The 19,721-nt window shown below is 61.0% G+C and carries 15 protein-coding genes; 6 read left to right on the top strand and 9 right to left on the bottom strand.

Translation table 11 applies throughout. From position 1 onward, the window contains the following. Together VL547_RS07285 and VL547_RS07280 are read right to left on the bottom strand one after the other, a co-directional pair. A partial coding sequence (locus VL547_RS07285; RefSeq protein ID WP_325576784.1) for a carboxypeptidase-like regulatory domain-containing protein occupies window positions 1-375 on the bottom strand: 375 nt, incomplete at its 3' end. A gap of 142 nt (window positions 376-517) precedes the next feature. Further along, window positions 518-1,255, bottom strand: a complete 738-nt coding sequence (locus tag VL547_RS07280) for a DUF6090 family protein (RefSeq protein ID WP_325576782.1) — start codon at window positions 1,253-1,255, stop codon at window positions 518-520. A gap of 195 nt (window positions 1,256-1,450) precedes the next feature. Here VL547_RS07280 and VL547_RS07275 point away from each other — a divergent pair, with 195 nt between their 5' ends. The 5 genes from VL547_RS07275 to VL547_RS07255 all read left to right on the top strand — a co-directional run bounded on the left by VL547_RS07275 (window position 1,451) and on the right by VL547_RS07255 (window position 8,883). Then, a complete protein-coding gene (locus VL547_RS07275) occupies window positions 1,451-2,035 on the top strand; it encodes an RNA polymerase sigma-70 factor (RefSeq protein WP_325576780.1) in 585 nt (194 codons plus the stop codon). A gap of 37 nt (window positions 2,036-2,072) precedes the next feature. Continuing rightward, complete coding sequence (locus VL547_RS07270) at window positions 2,073-3,065, top strand: FecR family protein (protein ID WP_325576778.1); 993 nt, start codon at window positions 2,073-2,075, stop codon at window positions 3,063-3,065. Between the two features lie 61 nt (window positions 3,066-3,126). Next, entirely contained in the window at window positions 3,127-5,757 is a 2,631-nt protein-coding gene (locus VL547_RS07265; RefSeq protein ID WP_325576776.1) for a TonB-dependent receptor plug domain-containing protein, read from the top strand. A gap of 152 nt (window positions 5,758-5,909) precedes the next feature. Further along, window positions 5,910-6,701, top strand: coding sequence for a DUF4382 domain-containing protein (locus tag VL547_RS07260; RefSeq protein WP_325576774.1), 792 nt, complete (start codon window positions 5,910-5,912; stop codon window positions 6,699-6,701). Between the two features lie 43 nt (window positions 6,702-6,744). Next, window positions 6,745-8,883, top strand: a complete 2,139-nt coding sequence (locus VL547_RS07255; protein WP_325576772.1) for a hypothetical protein — start codon at window positions 6,745-6,747, stop codon at window positions 8,881-8,883. 6 nt (window positions 8,884-8,889) lie between these two features. On the opposite strand, the gene VL547_RS07250 is transcribed toward VL547_RS07255, so the two are convergent. The 7 genes from VL547_RS07250 to VL547_RS07220 all read right to left on the bottom strand — a co-directional run bounded on the left by VL547_RS07250 (window position 8,890) and on the right by VL547_RS07220 (window position 18,649). Continuing rightward, window positions 8,890-10,533 carry a hypothetical protein gene (locus tag VL547_RS07250; protein ID WP_325576770.1) on the bottom strand — a complete coding sequence of 548 codons (1,644 nt, stop codon included), beginning with the start codon at window positions 10,531-10,533 and terminating at the stop codon, window positions 8,890-8,892. Between the two features lies 1 nt (window position 10,534). Further along, on the bottom strand, window positions 10,535-12,217 hold the full coding sequence (locus tag VL547_RS07245) for a RagB/SusD family nutrient uptake outer membrane protein (RefSeq protein WP_325576768.1): 1,683 nt from the start codon (window positions 12,215-12,217) through the stop codon (window positions 10,535-10,537). 2 nt (window positions 12,218-12,219) lie between these two features. Then, entirely contained in the window at window positions 12,220-15,582 is a 3,363-nt protein-coding gene (locus VL547_RS07240) for a TonB-dependent receptor (protein ID WP_325576767.1), read from the bottom strand. Window positions 15,583-15,738: 156 nt separating this feature from the next. Further along, window positions 15,739-16,734 carry a FecR family protein gene (locus VL547_RS07235; protein ID WP_325576765.1) on the bottom strand — a complete coding sequence of 332 codons (996 nt, stop codon included), beginning with the start codon at window positions 16,732-16,734 and terminating at the stop codon, window positions 15,739-15,741. Window positions 16,735-16,889: 155 nt separating this feature from the next. Continuing rightward, window positions 16,890-17,465 (bottom strand): RNA polymerase sigma-70 factor, encoded by a 576-nt coding sequence (locus VL547_RS07230; protein ID WP_325576763.1) that lies wholly within the window; start codon window positions 17,463-17,465, stop codon window positions 16,890-16,892. Window positions 17,466-17,638: 173 nt separating this feature from the next. Next, the gene (locus tag VL547_RS07225; RefSeq protein WP_325576761.1) at window positions 17,639-17,959 is read right to left on the bottom strand and encodes a hypothetical protein; all 321 of its coding nucleotides are present in this window, start codon (window positions 17,957-17,959) and stop codon (window positions 17,639-17,641) included. A 102-nt stretch (window positions 17,960-18,061) separates the two neighbouring features. Next, a complete protein-coding gene (locus tag VL547_RS07220; RefSeq protein WP_325576759.1) occupies window positions 18,062-18,649 on the bottom strand; it encodes a Crp/Fnr family transcriptional regulator in 588 nt (195 codons plus the stop codon). Between the two features lie 162 nt (window positions 18,650-18,811). Here VL547_RS07220 and VL547_RS07215 point away from each other — a divergent pair, with 162 nt between their 5' ends. Next, window positions 18,812-19,699, top strand: coding sequence for an SDR family oxidoreductase (locus VL547_RS07215; protein WP_325576756.1), 888 nt, complete (start codon window positions 18,812-18,814; stop codon window positions 19,697-19,699). Window positions 19,700-19,721 lie beyond the last annotated feature (22 nt).

The raw sequence follows: 19,721 nt of genomic DNA, 5'->3' as shown, positions 1-19,721 counted from the left end.
GTTGGACCGGATCGTCACTTCAGCGAGCTCTTTCGTGCTTTTGGCGATCGTGATCTTGTGGAGGACCAGGCGGTCGCCGAGGTTGAGGACGTTGCCTTTTAACAGGGTCGTCTGGGCCCCAACCGCGGACACTGTTATATCGTAGGTACCGACCGGGAGGTCGCGTAGCTCGAAGTAGCCCTTTTTGTCGGTGACGGTGTTCGTGGCAAAACCGGTGGTGGTGTTTTGGACATTGACCGTGGCGGCCTCCATCGGCTTGCCGGCGTCGTCGTAAACGAAGCCGCTGATGGTGGAGCCCGAGGACTGGGCCAGGAGGGCGGCCGGGATCACGGCCGACCATACAAACAGGAGTAGTGAGCAGCAGAACTTGTTCATTCGATTGGGTGTTAGCGTTCTTTTGGTGTGGCTGCCCAAATCTATCTACAGTTTTTGCTCAGTATTCCTATCGGTGATGGAGTTAACTATAAAGTAAACTAATGTTTACATAAAAAAAACAATGGGGAGCAGGGGCATTCCGCTATTCGGCCATGGCCGCGGTTATCCGTGCGGCCAGCGAGTCCGCCCGCCGGTAGTCGTCCAGGAGCTCGCGGCGGTTGTCTACCCTGAGCAGGACGATGTTCCGGAATTCGTTGTCCCCGGGCGCGGGGACCGCGCGAGGGCCGCCCGTTTGCGCGCCCGCGCCGCGAGGGCCGCCGTCCAGGGCGAACCGGTGGAAGAGATAGGGCGCGGCGATATCGATGACCGCCTGTTTTTCGGCGTCCTGGGTCTCCTTGATGGTCTGGGTGAGACTATAATACGTGAACAGGAGGTTCTTGAGAGATATGTCCGCGATCAGGTGGAGGTTGCCCGAGCTTTTGAGGTCGGAGAAGGTGGCGTCCCGGGTGGTGAAGCCGGGGCGGGCCAGCAGGCTGCGGAGACCTGTATCGGTGACCACGGGCGACGGCTGGCCGTACAACAATACATTCCCGGTGGCCGTTACGGCCGTCGAGCCCTTTATGGCATAAGCCAGGGTTTGGCGGTCCGAGTCGATGTCGGCCTTTAGGTTTTTGAGATAGACCGCGGCGAGCCGGTCCTCCTTCTGTCCATCCCGCCATTCTTCCAGGGCCAGGGTAATGGTGATCCCCAGGATAATGACGATGACCTCGATGAGGTATGCGGGCCACATCTCCGCCAGGAGACGGAGGATACGGGAACCTTTGCGCGCGGGCGGCCGGGGGTGTTCGAGTTGTTCTTCCATGAGTCGTAGCCAGGACATGATTTATGGTTTTGTCCACTGTGGCAGCGGCGGGAACAAGGTACCCTTTTTTGTGCTATCTTGGTTGTCCACCTATGTTCCGCCCCGCCGTCATCAAAGCGGACGGCCCGTCCGACGAGTCGCTCCGGAGGGATTCCAATAAGGGGGTAGCGTGCCCGCGGGCGTTATGCACCAAGTTTCCCTACCTTTACGCCCGTGACCCCTGAAGAAAACAATACCTGGCGATCCATACAACAAAAAGACGGGCAGGCTTTCGAACGCTACTATAAGGAGCACTACACGTTCTTTTTTCTCACGGCCTGTAAGTACCTCGGGGATGCCGTCCCGGCCGAGGAGGCGGTCAACGACGTCTTCCTCAAGCTCTGGCAGGAGGCAGACAGGATCGAGCTGCGGTCTTCGCTGAAGTCCTACCTCTACCGGGCCGTCGTCAACCGTTGTCTCAACCTGCTGGACAAGCACCAACGGGAGCGCCGGCGACAGGCCACCGGTTACCGGCCGGAGGAAACCGAGGAGTCGAAAGCGATGGAGGACCAGGAGCTCCAGCTTCGTTTGTACAAGGCCATCGACGAGTTGCCGGAGCAATGCCGGAAGGTCTTCTGCATGAGCCGTTTTGAAGAATTGAAACAGCAGGAGATCGCCGATCGCCTGCACATCTCCATAAAAACCGTTAAAAACCACATTACCCAAGCCTTACGGCAACTTTCCCGGGTCCTGGATGAATGGAACTCCCCGCTCCTGTGGGCGGGGGCGATCCCGCTTTTTTTAGCGCTTCAGCACTAGGCCCAAGGAAGGTTTTTTCTGTCTTATATTGGAACCAATGGAATTTGATGACAACGAAATACCCTGGTCATTGATCGCTTCCGCGCTACAAGGAGACTTATCCCCGGAGGAAAACCGCCGGTTTACGGAATGGATGGCGGCATCTACCGCCAACCAGGAGACGTACGGGCGTCTGGAAAGGGTGTGGAAAGAGGGGATGACGGACTATGAGCTGTACCAGCGGGCTAACGCCGACAGGGCGTGGGGCGCGCTCCAAGGGCAGATGGGGGCGGCGCATGCGCCGGCGCCGGTGGCGAGGCTTTCCGGGCGACGTCCCTGGACGGCTTTTTCCCGCCGGCCCTGGGCGTGGGTGGCCGCGGCGGCCGTGGTCGCGCTGGCCGCGGGCGCGACCTGGTGGGGTCTGTCGGGGAAAGGTGCGGTGTACGAGACCGTCGCGGCGGCGAAGAGCATAACGCTGGCGGATGGCACGACCGTTTCGATGCAGCCCCGGACCCATTTACGCGTTACGCGTGACCGGACCGTGGTCCTGCTGGATGGGGTGGCGTCCTTTGACGTCGTTCACCGGGAGACGCAGCCCTTTACGGTCGACATGGACGTGGCGCGTATCCGCGACATCGGCACGAGCTTCACCGTGGCAAAAACGCCGGACAGTATCGAGGTGCGTGTCGCGGCGGGGAAGGTCGAATTCACCCGCAAAGGAGGCTCCGACGCGCAAAGGCCGTCCTCCGGCGACAGCCGGATACTCACGGCCGGGGACACCTTATGTTTGTATACGGGTATCGGCCGCCGCGGGCAAATAGCGGTCAGGGAATCCCTCCGTTTCGACGACGCGCCCCTATCGGCAGTGGTCGACGCCCTGCGGGCGCGGTATGGGAAGGACATCCGGCTGACGGACACAACGCTCGCCGCCAAAAGGCTGACGGTCCACCTGGATGGCGCCTCCCTGGCCGGCGACCTGGAGGTCGTATGCGCTTCGCTGAACCTGGACAGCAAGTCGTCCAGCGATGGTTATATTCTCGAAGAACGGTAATATAAAATAGTTTTTGGGGCCCCGAACGTTTGTATATCTGCTACTGCTGGTTGTATTACCCTTGCGTTCGCTCCTGGCGCAAAGGGCGGATACCGTCGTCACCGTAACGCTCCGGGACAGCCCCTTCCGCGAGGCCTTGTCGGTCATCGAAACCCGGATTCCTTTCAAATTCGCTTTTTCTTCGGAGCTGGCGGCGCGACAAAAGAACGTCACGATCACTGCGGTACGGGAGCCGCTAACGGCTTTCCTGGCGCGGTTGTTCGCCTCCGGCGCCATCGGCTACCGGGTCCTGGGCGATCAGATCGTCCTCCGGGAGACGGCCGCCGCGCGGACCCGGATCACGCTCAGCGGCTACGTCCGCGATGCGCGGAGTGGCGAGCCGCTCATCGGCGCGAGCGTATATGTGGCGGCGCCGCAAACGGGGATACTCACCGACCGGTTCGGGTTTTATTCGCTGACGGTGACGTTTAACCGCGTCGCCGCAGGCACGGGCTCAGGCGAGACGGGGGGCGCGGGCGCGGCGGCGGCCGACACGATGGGGATTGAAGTCTCCTATGTCGGCTATAAGACGCTGCACCGCCCTATAGGCGGCTCCGGCGCGTTGTCCTTCGAGCTCGAACGCAACGACGCGCGGGAGGTGATCGGGAAGGTGGTCGTCACCAGGGACGAGCGGGAAGACAACGTCAAAAAGAACCTCACGCAGACCGAGCTGACGGCGGATATGATCGGCGCCGCGCCGTCGGTGAGCGGTAACGGGGATGTGATCGGCTCGGTGGGGATGCTGCCGGGGGTACAGGCGGGCATGGACGGGTCCACTGGCTTTTTTGTCCGGGGTGGGAATGACGGGCAGAACCTGGTGCTGCTGGACGACGCGACGCTCTACAACCCCAGCCATATATTCGGGTTGGTGGGTTTGTTCAACCCGCCCACGGTCAAGTACGCCAGCCTGATGAAGGGTGGCTTCCCCGCGGCCTACGGCGACTATCTCAGCTCGGTCCTGGACGTGGTTACCCGGGACGGGAACAACCGGCAAACGGGGGGCTCCGTCCAGCTGGGCACCGTGTCTTCGGGGGCGACGCTCTACGGGCCTTTACAAAAAGACAAGTCATCCTATCTCTTGTCCGCTCGCCGGAGCACCACGGACTTCGTGCTACGGCCGTTTTTGAACGGGAACTATTTCAGCCACTACTATTTCTACGACGTCAACGCCAAGCTGAGCTTTCAGCTGACTCCGCGCGACCGCCTGCTGGCCAGCTTCTATACCGGGCTCGACTACAATACCTATAGCGGGGACTCCGCCCGGGTCACGGGGATCGACTATGCGATGCACTTCGGGAATACCGCGTTTACGCTGCGGTGGAACCACCAGTATTCGGGGCGGCTGTACGGTCGCTCTTCCATCGAATACAACCGGTACCACCAGTTCCTGTCCGCCACCGAAGAAGGCTTTTTCGCGCAACTGTATTCGGGGATCCGGGACGTACACGCCAAAACGGAGCTCACCTGGTACGCTTCCGGCGCCCATAAGGTCGGCGGCGGGGTAGACTACCTCTACCAGCAGCTGTACCCGGCTTCGTTGTCCGGCGCGATACCGCCGCCGGATTCGACGCTCAACATCGTCCCATCCGGGATACCGCCAAAGCGGCAAAGCAGGGTGGCGGCCTTTGTGAGCGACGACGTGAGGCTCGGCAGCCGGTGGAAGGCGTCCGTGGGGGTGAGGGCTCCGTTTTTCTTAAAAGACAATACCCGGTATTTTTCGGTGGAGCCGCGGGTGTCGTTGTTGTATCTGATCGATGCGTCGACGAGTATAAAGGTGTCCTATACCGGTATGCACCAGTACCTGCACCTGGTGCAGAGCTATAACGCGTCGTTCCCCGCGGAGATATGGATCGGGAGCAGCGCCCGGGTTCAACCACAGTCGTCGCAGGAAATCACGGCGGGGCTGTTCCGGAACTTTTCGGACAATACGTTCCAGACCAGCATCGAGGGATACTATAAGCAAATGGGCCACCAGGTCCTGTATGGCGGCAAGGACACGCTAGCCATCGACAACACGATCGAGGAGTCGCTGATCTTTGGGCGGGGCTGGAGCTACGGGGCCGAGCTGTTTGTCCGAAAGAACCGGGGTAAATGGACGGGGTGGCTGGCCTACACGCTGGCCTATGCCAACCAGCGGTTTGACTCGCTCAACGAAGGACAGACCTTTCCGTTTGCGTATGACCGAAGACACATGCTGGACCTGTCCACGGCCTACGCGCTCACGCCCCGCTGGAAGGTCGCGGCCAATTTCCTGGTCGCCAGCGGCCGGGCGTTTTCCCTTAGTCCGGACTCCTCCTATATCATAAACCCGGGGCCGGGACGCAGCCCGCTCTACGATAACCCGGGTAAGGCCAAGGGCCAGGGACGGGGTAACGGCGGCGGCCGAACGAAAAGCTCCCTCGACGTCGTCCAGAACAACTACCGGTTGAGTCCGTACAATCGCCTGGACCTGAGCGTGCACTACCTCAGGACACGGACGGTGGGCGGCCGGCTCCGCGAAACCGAATGGATATTTTCCGTGTATAACGTCTACGCCCGCGCGAATAATTCGCTCGTGTACCGGACCCTCGATCCGGCCACCAGGACGGTGATTGCCAAGCAGTTACCGCTCATTCCGGTGATACCCAGCCTTACATTCAGCACAAAATTCTAGCAGCGCGCGGGCAAATTCCGGCGGCGCGCGGATAAAATTTTTGCGGAGCGCTTAGGACCCCGCGCGCATTATTCTGTCTTATATAAAAGGCAAAGGCTCATTCAACAATACATGGTTAGGGCTCTTTTTAACTTATTAAAATGTCATCCGGCATGAGAAAGTTGTTCTTCATAATGGCAGGAGGCTTATTTTCATTCGTATCCTGTACCAAGAGTAGCAGTAACGGCAACGGCGGGGCCGGTCACCTGGAAGTCAGGCTGACCGACGCCCCGTCCGTATTTGATGCCGTCTATATCGATGTGGACCGCGTGGAAGTCAACGTATCCGCCGACACCGGCTCGACCTCCGGGTGGCAGACGGTGCCCCTGTTGCGGCCCGGTCTTTATAACCTGCTCGACTTCAGGAACGGTATCGATACGGTCCTGGCCGCAGCCGACCTTCCCGCGGGAAGGCTATCACAGATGAGGCTGGTGTTGGGCGATAGCAACTTCGTGGTGGTGGACGGCCAGCCCTATCCGCTAAAGACGCCATCGGCGCAGCAGTCCGGTCTCAAATTCAATATCGACGCCACGCTCACCAGCGGTATCGTCTACCGCCTTTGGATCGATTTCGACGCCGGCCATTCCATCGTCACTACTGGTAAGAGCACGTATATACTGAAGCCGGTGATCCGGACCTACGCCGCGGCGACGGGCGGCAGCATCAAGGGTTATGTGCTGCCCGCCCCGGCAAAACCAACGGTCTGGGCCATCCAGGGTACGGACACGCTGATGGCTTTGCCGGATACCGCCACGGGTTACTACTTTTTCGGGGGCGTAGCCGCCGGGCCATGGAGCCTGCGGTTCCAGGCCGCCGATACCACTTACGCAGATACCGCCGTAGCAGTTACCGTTACCACCGGCGTCGTGACAGACGCGGGGACAATGACGTTGCGCCTGCGATAGAGCGCCGTTTTTGAGGCCCAGGGGCCGCACCAAATCCGATCCTATGACAAAAACGTTACGCAACCTTTTTGTATGCGTCTGCGCGTTACCGTTGTATGCGCATGCCCAGCTCAACAACGGGGGGCTGTATGCCCTTTTTGGCGTGGATGCGGACACCCGCGCCAATTGGATGAAGTACGGCTCCCCTACCGGGGCCGTTATTTCGGACGACTGGTTCGCGCCGTCGGGGACGGGCGCTAACGTCATAGATACCACCGGCGCGGCCTCGTACCGGGCCATCCTGCAGACCGGCGCCAATATCTCCTTCAATCAACGCATGGCGGCGCTGCTGTACGCCAAGGTCAACGGTAAGCTGTGGCTGGACGCCGTCTATGGCCGGGACTATGAAGCGGCCTCGTCGCTAAAGGATTCCACGACCTTCACCAACGCGGCCAAGAACGGCGGCAACCCGAATACCTGGACGGGAGGCGTCACCAACACCCCGGATAAGAACGACCTGGTCGATATCTACGCGCACATGCGGCGGGACGGTGTCGACGTACACGACTCCCTTTGGTTGTTCACGGGTGTGTCCACCTACGGCACCACGGGCTCCAGCTACTTCGACGTGGAGCTGTATAAGAACGCGTTTTCCTACAACGCCGCCACAGGCGTCTTCTCCAGCGCGGGACCGGACGCCGGGCACACGCAATGGCTGTTCGACGCTGCGGGCAACATCACGCAGACCGGAGACATGATCATCGCGGTCAACTATTCGCCGGGGTCGGCGCCGGTAGTGGACGTCCGCATATGGGTCGCCCGAACGGTACCCGGCACCGTTACGCCGGCCTACTTCAAATTCACCGGCTCCTTTAATGGCGCCAGTATCCTCGCCACGTTTGGTTATGCGTCCATCGTGTCCAAGTCGGGTACCACGGCCTGGGGTGCGGGTATCTCCAACTACTCCGCGAGCGCGGCCCAGGACACGACATACGCGACCCCCTGGGGTACCGGCGCGCCCACCGGCAGCGCCGACTGGTCGCCCACCTACCTGTCGCAGCAATTCATGGAAGTCGGTTTGAACCTAAGCCGCATCGGCGTCGACCCGGCCATCTACTCCACGCTCAGTCCCTGCCAGGCGCTGTTCTCCAACATCTTTTTCAAATCCCGGTCCTCCAATTCCTTTACGTCGAATATGCAGGACTTTATGACGCCGCTGGTCTTTACGCGCAATCCCGTGCTGGATTTCGGCGTGACGCCGGACACCCTGCGGTGCAACCATACCACCGGTCTCGTCAGCCTGACCGACACGACCACCGCAGCGTACTATTCCTGGACGGCGCCCTCCGGCGGCATCTCCGGGAGTAACGGCGACAGCTCCTCCGTGGTGGTGAGCCAGCCGGGTACCTATATCGTATCCGCATCGCCGGCCGCGGGTTGTCCGGCCACACGGGTGGATACCGTCGTCGTGCCTATCGATACGGTGCCGCCGGTCGCCACGGCTTCGGCCGCGGTGTATGGTAGCCAGCTACAGCTCTTCGGTGGAGCTGCCGGGTTGTCCTACCAGTGGACGGGACCGGATGCGTTTGCCTCTTCATTACAAAATCCGGCCACGGATACGATTTGGGGACGCTATGGGCTAACGGTGGCCTCCCCGCGGAACGGGTGTACGGATACGGCGTCGGTGCTGACCTCGGATGCGATGCTCGTCGTGTTGCTTACGAATAATTTGTCCCTGAGCGGGGCGTTTTCGGAGGGCGTCGTGGCGCTGCATTGGGTAGACATGCATCCGGCCGTGTCGTACACGGTCGAGCGGATGGCGCCCGACGGCGGGTTTGTGTCACTGGGAACGGTGTATACGCTGTTTTTTACCGACGGGCATCCGCTGCCCGGTAATAATTCCTACCGGGTCAGGGCGGTGTCGCCCAGCGGCGAGGTCTACTATTCACCAGTGGTCACCGTGTTGGCGGTCGTGCAGCGCCTCTACGTGGCGGGGGATGCGCTGCTGGCGCAGACGTCTGCCGACGCGAAGGGCGTCCTTGTCGTCTATGACGTGTCGGGACGAACCGTGTTACGGCGGCCCGTGTCTTTGACGCGGGGCGCGAATACGTTGGCGCTGCCCGCGGCGACCGGGACGTCGGTGCAGGTCGTTACCCTGTATATAGACGGGGCAAGGGTATTTTCGCAAAAGGTGCTGCGGTGAGCCTTGTTACCTGAATAACATTTCCACGGCGCCGCCTTCGGGGGTGATGCGCAGCGCGGCGCCCGCGGGGCTCGTGGCGCCAGCGGCGTCCTTTGCGTCGGCCGGTCGCGAGAACGTCCCCAGGCGCGTCGAGACCCGGTATGGGAACCCATCCTCGGTGGCGGTTACTTCGTATGGTTTTATGGTGGTGAAGGGCAGCTTCGCGTTGGGCGCGGTGCGCAGTTCCGCGTACCACGGGGTTTTGCAGCGGATGACCATGGTGCGCTCGTCGAGGTCGATGGTGAGGCTGTCGGTTTGCAGGGGCCAGGCGATGTGGAGGTGGCCGGGCGCCGGGCTCGTTACTTTTGGCGTGCCACCGGTGAGGGGCTGGCCGTCGGCTTTCGCAAAGCGGATTCCCGCCAGCGTCGACCGGTCGCTCCACAGGTAGCCGTCCACGAAAGGCAGCGTGTAGAACGCGGCAGCGTTGCCGGTGAGCGGCTCTTTATCGTAGGGCTCCACCACGCGCTCGTCGAAGAGGTGTATGTCCCGGATTCGGAGGCTGTCGCCGGCCCAGAGGAAGTTGACGCGGTAGAAGCGGCTGTCAAACCAGACGGTTTTTTTGTCGCGGGCGCCGAGGTCTTTCAGGTACGTCACCGCGGTGGCGGGCGTGACCTTGTAGTGCGCCTTGAACCAGGCGCCGGACCCGGCGAGGGTTTCGACCTTCACTTTATGGTCGTCGCGGAGCCTGGCGATCAGCGGGAACTGGAGCTCGAGGCCGCGGGCCATGCTGCGCCACGTAAAGGAGTTCTCCTGACCCGCCTGCGTATAAGCAAAGGCCAGCGGCTCGCCGTCGACGAACTGGCGGAGGAACCAATCTACCCACGCGGAGTCGCCACCGCCAAAGCGGTACACGGGCTCCAGCGTCACCACACCCTGGCGCTCGTTGCCGAGGCCGTTATCATACTGGCGGATGGGGTCGCTCCCGAGCATCCGGAAGATGGGGACCGGTATCTGCTGGTTTTCGTGTTGTGCGGGCATATACGCGTTGACTTTGCTGGGATAATAGGCCTGGTTCCAATAACCACCCCACAGGGTGTACCCGTCGGTGCCGTACTGGTCCTTGCAATTGGCGGAGGCGACGATCCCGTATTTGTCATACATATAGGCCAGGGTATGCGCGTCGATAAACCACGAGGCGACCGACTTCGGGTAGTAGCCGAAGATCGCCTTGAAGTCATGCATATAGACGTCGACGAGCTTCTCCCGTTCGGCGGGTGTATAGCCGGTGGCAAAACCGACGTTGGGCCGCCAGTCCCAGGGATACTGCCCGCGCCACTTAAGCCCGGCCTTTTCGATCAAAGGCTGCGGCAGCTCCCACCACGCGCCGATCTCAAAGGTTCCCTTCGGGAGGCTCTTCAGCAGTTCCTGGTAGCGCGGGTCGATGAGCGCGTCGTATTGCAGGAGAAAAGTGCCGCCCAGGTTGTATTGCTTCATCAGCTCGACTTGCTGCACGACGGTTTGATACAACACATCCTTGGTGATCCTGGGATCGCGCGGCTCGAGCTCGCGGATAAAATTAACGATGTTGACGATACGGGGGGCGGCGCCCTGGGCGGCGGCCGGTTCGCCGGCCGCCACGAGGGCTATCAATAGAAAAAAAGAGAGGCGCATCTTACCATCCTGGGTTTTGTGCCAACGTAAACCCGTTGGCCGTGTACAAAGCAACTTCCTGTGTCGGTAAAGGTAATAGGTAATCCTTGTTGGGGTCGAACTTCCGGTTGGTTTCGGTGATCATGAAACCATTGGCGTCGGTGTTGTTCTGGTAGGCGGGCTGGCTGTACAAGGGATACGTCTGCCACTCCGTACCCTTGATCTTGATCCCGCGGACGTCTTCGGGCATCTCGACCTCGGCGGTTTTCCAGCGGCGTACGTCGTCCCAGCGGAAGCCTTCGAGGGCCAGCTCTACGGTGCGTTCGCGACGGATCTCGGTTTCCATGTCGAGACCGTGGGCGGTGACGAAGGCGTTGGTGAGGTGGGGCATGCTGACGCGGTCGCGGATAACGTTGATGGACAGGTCCAGGTCCGCGTCCGAGATGGCGTCGTTGAGCTCGAAGGTGGCTTCGGCATAGATCAGCAGGACCTCGGCGTAACGGATGAGGTGCCGGTCGAAGTCGAACAGGCTGGCGTCGCCGTTCTGGCCGGAGTTGTTGGCGACGGGGTCCTCGGACATATACTTGTAGAGGATGTACCCGGTGTTGAAGTTCCGTTGCGGGTGATCGGGCCAGTTGGCGACCTTGGTAACGGGGTAGAATACCCGGTTGGTTAAAGTGCCAGGGATGGTCATGGTCTGGGTCATCCGTGGGTCGCGCATCATATACTCGGAGGTATAGGTCGCATAGCCTTCGAATACCGACGCGGCGTTGGTGATCGGGAGACCGGTGGTGTCCAGGTACAGATCCGCCAATTTGCGGGTGGGGTTATACCCCGTGCCGTCGCAGTCGTAGGGGTAGCTTTGGCCCAGTATGTTCCGCGCATAGCGGCGGTCCAGGATGCACTCCCTGGAGTCGTCGCCCGCCTCGATAAAGTTGTAGCGGTAGCTGTTATACCCGCTGCCGGTGTAGAGCGCATAGACGCCGCTGTTCATCACGGCCTGCGCGGAGGCTTGCGCCAGCGAGAGGTAGTGGCTGGCGTTGGGCTCGGCTCGGAATTTTTCCCAGGTACCTTCGTACAGGGCGAGCCGGGCAGCCAGCGCTTCGGCGGATCCCTTGGTGACGCGGCCGATATCCGGGTCGGACAAGTCGGACTGGAGCGGCAGGACGGCCGCGGCGGCGGTCAGGTCGCCGAGCATGAAATCCACGACCTGCGACTGGGTCGACCGCGGCGTATACAGCGCGGTGTCGCCGGTGTTGAGGACCTTGGTGATGATCGGCACGCCGCCAAAGCTTTCGATGAGCTTCCAGTAGTACCAGGCGCGGAAGAAATAGGCCTCGCCGACATAGCGTTTGATCGCGGTGTCGGTCGCGGTGGCGCCTTCGGCGATGATCTTGTTGCAGTCGCGGATATAGTCGTAGCTGGTCGTCCACTGGCCCTGGGTCTGCGTGGGCAGGTAGCTGCCGTTGCTGATCGAATTGGGGAAGTTGAAGGCGATGTCCGACTGGCAGTCGTCAAAGCCGAACCGGTCGAGGCCGTTGTAGAGCGTGTTGGCGGCGAGCTCGAATTCCGCGGGGGTCTGCCAGAAGGTAGCGTCGGATATCGTGTCCTCGGAAACGAGGTTCAAATCGCGCTTGCAGGAGGCGAGGGCCACCAGCGCGAGCGCCGGGAAAAGCGCCGGGAGGAACTTATGTTGAGTTTTCATTGTTAGAATTTTACGCTTAAGCCAATGGAATAAACCTTGTCCAGGGGATAGGTGCCCTCGTTCTGGTACTGGTCCTCGGGGTCGAAATTGCCGCCGAGGGTGCCCTTGGAGATCGTGATGAGGTCCTGGCCGCTGATATAGACGCGGGCGCTTTTGGCGCGTATCTTCTGCGCGACGGCCGTGGGGAGGTTGTAGCCGATGGTGATGACCTTGAACCGGAGATAGGCGTCGTTTTGGAGATCGAGCGAGGAGGTGTGGTAGTCCCAGCCGATCAGGTCGTCGTGACCGACGGAGCCCGGGATATAGCGGGGGTATTTCGCGTTCGGGTTGTCCTGGGTCCATGTTTTCCCATAGTAATAATCCAGCGAGGGCCAGAAGAACGTATTCGGGATGGCGATGTTGCCGCTATATTGGACCGTGCGCTTGCCCACGCCCTGGATGAAGACGGAAATGTCGAATTGCTTGTAGCCGACGCTGATGTTCCCGGAGTAGAGGTAACGGGGGTTGGTGTTGCCCAGGTAGACCATGTCGCCCGGGTGCGCCTTCGTGCCATCGCCGTATTCCGAGATGCTCCCGTCGCCGTCGAGGTCCTTGAACATGGCGTCGCCGAGACCGAGGCTCGCCGGCACGCCCTTGAGCTGCTTGTAGGCGGTCAGCGTTTGCTGATCCTTGATGAGACCCTGGTAGACGTACCCGAAGATGGAATTGATCGGGTAGCCCTGGTGGGTGTAGTTGAGGCCTTCGCCGTATACGGTGCTGTTGGCCAGCGACACCAGCTTATTGGTGTTGTCGCTGAGCTGGGCGGTGACGCTGTACCGGACGTCGCCGATGTGGTCCTTCCACCCTACCGTCAGCTCGAAGCCCTTGGTCACGAGCCGTCCCTGGTTGGCCGACGGCGGCGTGCCGCCGTAGGTAGCCGGTACCGTGATATTGACGAGCATGTCGGTGTTGACCTTGTTGTAATAGTCGAACGAGAAGTTCAGCCGCGATTTGAGCGCCGCCAGGTCGATACCGATGTTTTTGTCGACGATGGTCTCCCAGGTCCGGTTGACGGAAGCGGGGTTGGATACCGCGCCCGCGAGCCCGGCGTTGGGCGAGCCGATGGGATAGTTGCCGCTGATGGATATCAGGGGAATGTAGTCATAGAGCCCCAGGGAGTTGATGTCCTGGTTGCCCATTTTACCCCAGGAGGCGCGCAGCTTGAGGAGGTCGAACGTTTTCAGCTTCTGGATGAACTTTTCCTGCGAAATATTATACGCCAGTGCAGCCGCGGGGAAAACGGCGGTCCACCGCTCGCTCGGCGCGAACTTGGAGCTACCGTCCGCACGCCCGGTGACGTCCAGGACGAGCTTGTCGTGGTAGCTGTAGCTGAAGCGGCCGAAATACGACCCCAGGGCCTGGTCGGACAGGTTGCCCGTGAAGTTGGCGTACGCCGTCTGTGTGCGGTCCGCCAGGTTCAGGGTAAAGATATTGTTGGTTGGGAAGTTGTACCCCCACGTCGTTTGACCGTCACTGTTGATCTGCTCCAGCGATGCGCCGCCCGTAACGTCGATCCGGTTGTTGCCGCCCAGGTCGCGGACGTAGTCGAAGTAGCCCTGGTAGAGCTTATCCACCGTCTTGCTGTTCGACCAGTAGGCCGAGTTGGGGTTCTGGCGGATGTCCTGGACGTTCCCGTACCAATCGTAGCGGGTATAGGTGGGATAGGTGGCGTTGTCGTAATAGTTGTCGATGTTGATCGACGCCTGGCCGGTCACCTTCAGACCCGGGAGGATCGAATAGTCGAGCTTGAAGTTGGTGTTGAAGCGGTCGAGGGTGTATTTCCGGACGCCATCCTCGGCGAGTATCTCCGCGGGATTCTGGTACCCCTGGTACCCATAGAATTCGCCCAGCGGGTTGAATACGGGCTGATAGGGGAAGATACGCGGCACGTTGGTGAGCGCGTTGCCGAGCTGGCTGGGTTCGACGGTGGGGTTTTCCTGGTAGGTCGTCTTGGTCTCGATCGTCAAGCCCTTGAGCGGCCGGAAGTCGTAGTTCAGCCGCAGGTTGTAGCGCTCGGAGTGGTTGTCGCCGTATTTCACGATCCCGTTGTCGGCGTTATACCCCAGCGACAGGAGATAGTCGCTGTTGTCGTTACCGCCGGAGATCGACAGCGTATGCAGCTCCTGCGCGGAGTTCTTGTAGATCTCCTTGTTCCAGTCGACGTTCCCATAGAAGCCGGGATACGCGGACAGGCCGTAGTTCCAGCCCACGGGCGTGGGGGCGGCGTTGGCCTGGATCTTTTGGAAGACCGAGTCGCCGAAGCCGGGGGAGCCTACGTTTTCAAAACCCTGGTTGAGGAACTCCGCGAAGTGAAGGGTGTTCATGACCTTGCGGAGATAGGTCGGTTGTTTTATGCCGTAGTTGAACGAATACGTGATGTCGGGCGTGCCGCGCTTGCCCTTTTTGGTCGTGACCAGGATGACGCCGTCGGCCGCCCGCGCGCCGTAGATCGCGGCGGAGGCGTCCTTCAGGACGGTGACCGAAGCGATGTCGGCGGGGTTGATCAGGTTGAGGTCGCCGGGGATGCCGTCGATCAGGATATAGGGATTCGTGCCGTTGGCCGACGCGAAGCCCCGGACCTGTAAGGAATATTGTCCGTTCAGGTTACCCGGCTGGCCGCTGCCCTTGGTGATCGTCACCCCGGGGAGCGTGCCCTGGAGGGCGTCCAGGCTGTTGTTCAGCGGGCGGTTCTCAAAAACTTCCTGGTTCACGTTGGACACGGCGCCGGTAAGGGCACCCTTGGTACGCGTCCCGTAGCCGACGACCGTTACCTCCGCCATCGCCGCATTGGCCGGGGACAGCTGGACGTGGAGCACCGCCGTGCCGGCGGTCGCCTCGGCCGTTTTGTAGCCGACGAAGGAGAAGCTCAACGTGGCGCCCCGGGGGACGCGGATCGCGAAGTGGCCGTCCGCGTCGGTAAAGGTTCCCTGGTTGGTGCCGTTGACCGCGATCGACACGCCCGCCAGCGGGATACCCTGCTCGTTGAGCACGGTGCCGGAGACGGGGATGACCTTTACGGTATCCGCCTCCAGTGCCTTCTGGACGACGAAGACCGTGTGCTTCTCGATGCTGAAGCTCAGGGGCTGCCCGTCGAAACAGAGCGCCAGCACGTCCTTCAGGTCCTCGTTCCTCACGGACAGGGACACCGGTTTGGCCTGGTCGAGCACCGAATAACTGTAAAAGAAATTGTACCCGGTCTGCTTCCGGATCTGGGAGAATACCTCCTTCAGCGGCATGTTGCTACCGGTCAGCGTGACCTTCTGGGAGTCCGCCCCCGCGTGCACCTGTAGCAAGCCAACCAATAGCAGGAAAGTCGTCAACTTCATTCTCAGCAGCGTTTGGTGAATGGAGTGGCCTTTGCCAATTTTTTGCATAAATTCGCAGTGTTTGGGTTTTGGAATACTATGTCTTATTATTATTAAAAACCCGGCATTCGGCCAGAAGTCTCCTACGCTTCTGGCTTTTTTGGGTAGTTAATCCAGTCAATTAAGCACGGTCAGTATATTGCCTTCCAACCGGAAGTGGAGGTTGTTTTTGGTCAACCCGGTCAGCAATTCACTGAGGTTCAGGTCGCGCCCGATCTGTCCGCCAAACCGTTCCTTCGTGGGCTCGCCCTCGTATTTTATCTCCACGCCATACCAGCGCGCGATCTGGCGCATGATCGTGCGGATGTCGGCGCCCTCGAGGTCGAAGTAGCCGTTCTTCCAGGCGAGCGCCTGGTCGGCATTTTCGCCGGTGTCTATTTTTAGACCGCCAACGTCCGCCCTGGCCTCTTCTCCGGGTTTTAGCAGCAAGCTGTTGCCCGACCGCACCAGTTTTATCGAGCCTTTGATCAGGGTCGTTTTTATATACGGCTCGTCTCCATACGCATTTACGTTAAAAGCGGTACCGAGGACCTGTATGTCGACGTCCCCCACCCTGACGTGGAAAGGGCGCCGTGGGTCGGGGGCGACCTCCACGTAGGCTTCGCCGGTTATATTTACCGTGCGGTCCGTTTTGCCGAAGTCATCGGGAACCGTGAGCCTGGAGAGGGAGTTGAGCCAGATGCGCGTGCCGTCCGACAGCGTCACCGCGAACTCTCCGCTGGCAGGAGTGGTGATGGTGCCGCCCTTTTTTATCTGGGCGCCGTTGTTGTGGCTGTCGAGCGTCCGCGGTTGTCCGCCGGACTGGCTCAGGGTCGCCGTCGCTGTGCCGGGAGCCTTGTCGTTCAAGAATTGATTAGCGGCTATTTGAGCTGTCGCGGGTTTTGGCTTGGCGGTATGGCGCCAGAAGAGCGCGGCGCTTCCGAATAGCACTATGGCCGCGGCGGCCGCGTACCAGCGGATGTTCACGGTCTTTGGTCTTTGGCCTTCGGTGGGAAGGAACTCGTCGAGCTCACCCCGGTCGAGCAGCCGGAAAAACACCTCGACTTCCTCGACGCTGGCAGAGCCGCTGAAGTAGCGGGTGACCAGTTGGCGGTATATTTCCTTTTTTTTCACTGGCACATCGTTTTGGGGGCGCCGGGCAGCGGCCTTGTCTTCGCGCCGCGGCGCCCGGTCACCTAATTGACGTGCGGGGAAAGGGGGGAGGACATGTCGGGGGGGAAATTTTTTTCTGGCGACTTCCGGCGTTGCGCCGCCGGGCGTTGTGCCGTCTATCGCTTGAGCGCGCCGAGCAGCAGCAGCGCCAGGGGGAGGGTGCTCCCCCACTCTTTCAGCGTGGCTTCGCGGAGGCGGCTCAGGGCCAGCACCATGCTGTTGCGGACGGCGTTCCGGGAGATGCCCAGCGCCTCGGCGACTTCGGCGTACGACTTTTCTTCTTCCCGGCACAGGCGGAAAACCTCGCGGGAGCGGGGCGGGAGCTCGCTGACGATGCGCTGGATGAATAACCGGTAGTCGCGGTGGAGGGCTTCGTCGTCGATATACGGGGGGTTGTCCTGGAATTGGCGGGTGATTTCGCTCTTCAGGGCTTCCGAGCGGCTGGCGGCCCTCAGGACGTCGATGGCCCGGAACCGGGCGGCCGTAAAGAGGTAGGCTTCGAGGTCGTGGGCCCGGGCAAAGGTCTCCTGCCGCTCCCACAATTTTATCATGATGTCCTGGACCACGTCCCTGGCCAGGTCCGGGGACCGGAGGTATCGTATGACGATGGCATAGACCGGCCCCGCGTATCGCTCATAGAGGGCTTTGAACGCCCGCTCCATCCCCTGGCCAGCATCGTTGACAACATCCATGTTCAGGACATCTCCCTGGCCAAATTTATACGGAACGGGGCACACAGGTGTCCTGGGGTGTCCTGCCCGCCGGGGGGCGCCTCGGCGGGGCGACTCCGCGCCGGGAGGCGGCCGAATAAAAAAACCCGCCGCGAGGCAGGCTTGTTAGTGGTTATAGCAAGACGATCAAAATCTTAGTGCGTGTCCTTGAACAGACGGAAGTAGAGCGCCTTCCGCAGGGAAATGTACGCCTGCTTGAGGTCGGCCTCCGCCTGCGCCTTGCGGCCGCCGAAGTCATCCGGGGCTTCGTGCAGGCGCTGCATCGACTTTTCGATGTCGTGCATGGCTGCGGCGATGTTCGGGTGCTTGGCCTCTTCGGCTCGCATGAGCTGGGCTTCGTTGGGCGCCGGGGGACGGTTGCCGACGATTACGTCGATGTCCAAGCGGACCTGGGCGAAGCTGACCATACAAGCCATCATCAGGATGGGCAGGAAAAACAGAACCTTTTTAGTCATGGATAATAGATTTGCGGCCAAGATATATAAAAAATTAATGCACTTCACCAATTTCCACTGAACGCGGCGCTAGCCCCTGGCCTGGCGGAATTGGCCGCGGCGCTAGCCCTTGGCCTGGCGCAGTTGCGCATGCCGTACGCGGCTTAGCGTCTCGCGGGAGACGCCCAGGTAGGAGGCGACGAGGTGGAGGGGGACGCGGCGGAAGATGTCGGGGAAGTCGGCGATGAAGGCCTGGTACTTTTCTTCGGGGGTGTAGCTGATGTTCATCAGGACACGGTGGTGCACGTCGCCGAGGATGGTGTCGATGAGCCGGTCGATATAGGATTTGTACGCCGGGATGGACGCGAGTAGGGCGCGCATGTCGTCCCGGGTCCAGCAAACGACCTCGGTGTCCTCGAGGGCCTCGATCCGGACGGTCGAGGGTGTCTGGTAGGTAAAGCTCTGGTGTTCGGTCGTCCACATGTTCTCGGCGGCGAAGCGCATGACCGACTCCGTGCCGTCGTCCTTTATAACGGAGGTCTTTAGCAGACCCTTCGTGACGAACAACTTAAACTGGCACACCTCCCCTTCCTGGAGTATCAGCTCCCGCCGCCGGAACTTCCGTTCCACGGACAGGGCGCGGATCAACTGGAGCTCGTCCGCGGTGAGGCGCGTCTTGGCCTGGATATACGTTTCGAATACTTCGAACATGGGGTAAAGCTAGGGAAAATTGCGCCAACGGCCCCGAGGGGCAGCAGGGGCCCGAGGGAGGCGGCGGCGACCCGGGCGAAGGCGGCGGCGCCGCCCGCGAAATTGTGTCAAATGACCTTGGAGGCGGGCAGTGCCCGGTCGCAAATTTGTAGAAAAATTCATATGCGCGTATTTGTAACGGGAGCAACGGGTTTTATCGGCTCCGCCATCGTCAGGGAGCTAGTGGCTAATGGGCACGAAGTACTGGGACTCGCCCGCTCGGATGAGGGTGCAGCCAAATTGGAAAAAGCGGGCGTAGCGGTCCACCGCGGGTCGCTGGAGGATGTGGAGACGCTGAAAAACGCGGCGGCGAAAGCGGATGGGGTCATCCACACGGCTTTTATTCATGACTTTTCGAATATGCCGGCGTCGGCCAAAACGGATACGATCGCGATCCAGGCGATGGGGTCGGTACTGGCGGGATCGGGGCGGCCGCTGGTCATCGCGTCGGGCACGGCGCTCCTCGCGCAGGGGAAACTGGGGACCGAAAACGACGAGGCCAGCGGCACGGTCAATACCCTCCGCGCGCCGTCGGAACAGGCGATCACGGAGCTGGCGGCGCAGGGCGTCCGGTCGTCCGTCGTCCGGCTGCCGCCCTCGGTACACGGGGAAGGGGACCACGGGTTTATGCACGTCCTGATCGGGATCGCGCGCCAGACCGGTGTCTCCGCCTACGTGGCCGACGGGCTCAACCGCTGGCCGGCGGTACATCGGCTGGATGCGGCGAGGGTCTTCCGGCTGGCGCTGGAAAAAGGGACGCCGGGCGCGCGTTATCACGCCGTGGGTGACGAGGGTGTACCGACACGGGATATCGCGACGGCCATCGGCCGCGGGACAAACCTGCCTGTGCAGGGTGGCGCGACCGCGGAGCACTTTGGGTGGATGGGGCACTTCTTTTCCCTGGACGTACCGGCTTCGTCTATGCTCACCCGTGAGCGGCTCGGTTGGGAGCCCACCGGTTTGGGACTTATTGCGGACCTGGAGCAGGGGCACTATTTTCATGGCGGCTAGACTAAAGACAAGGTTTGTAGAA

Source organism: Dinghuibacter sp. (assembly GCF_035492835.1).
In the GTDB taxonomy this organism is placed as follows: domain Bacteria; phylum Bacteroidota; class Bacteroidia; order Chitinophagales; family Chitinophagaceae; genus Dinghuibacter.
This window is presented reverse-complemented; position numbering and strand designations above follow the sequence as displayed.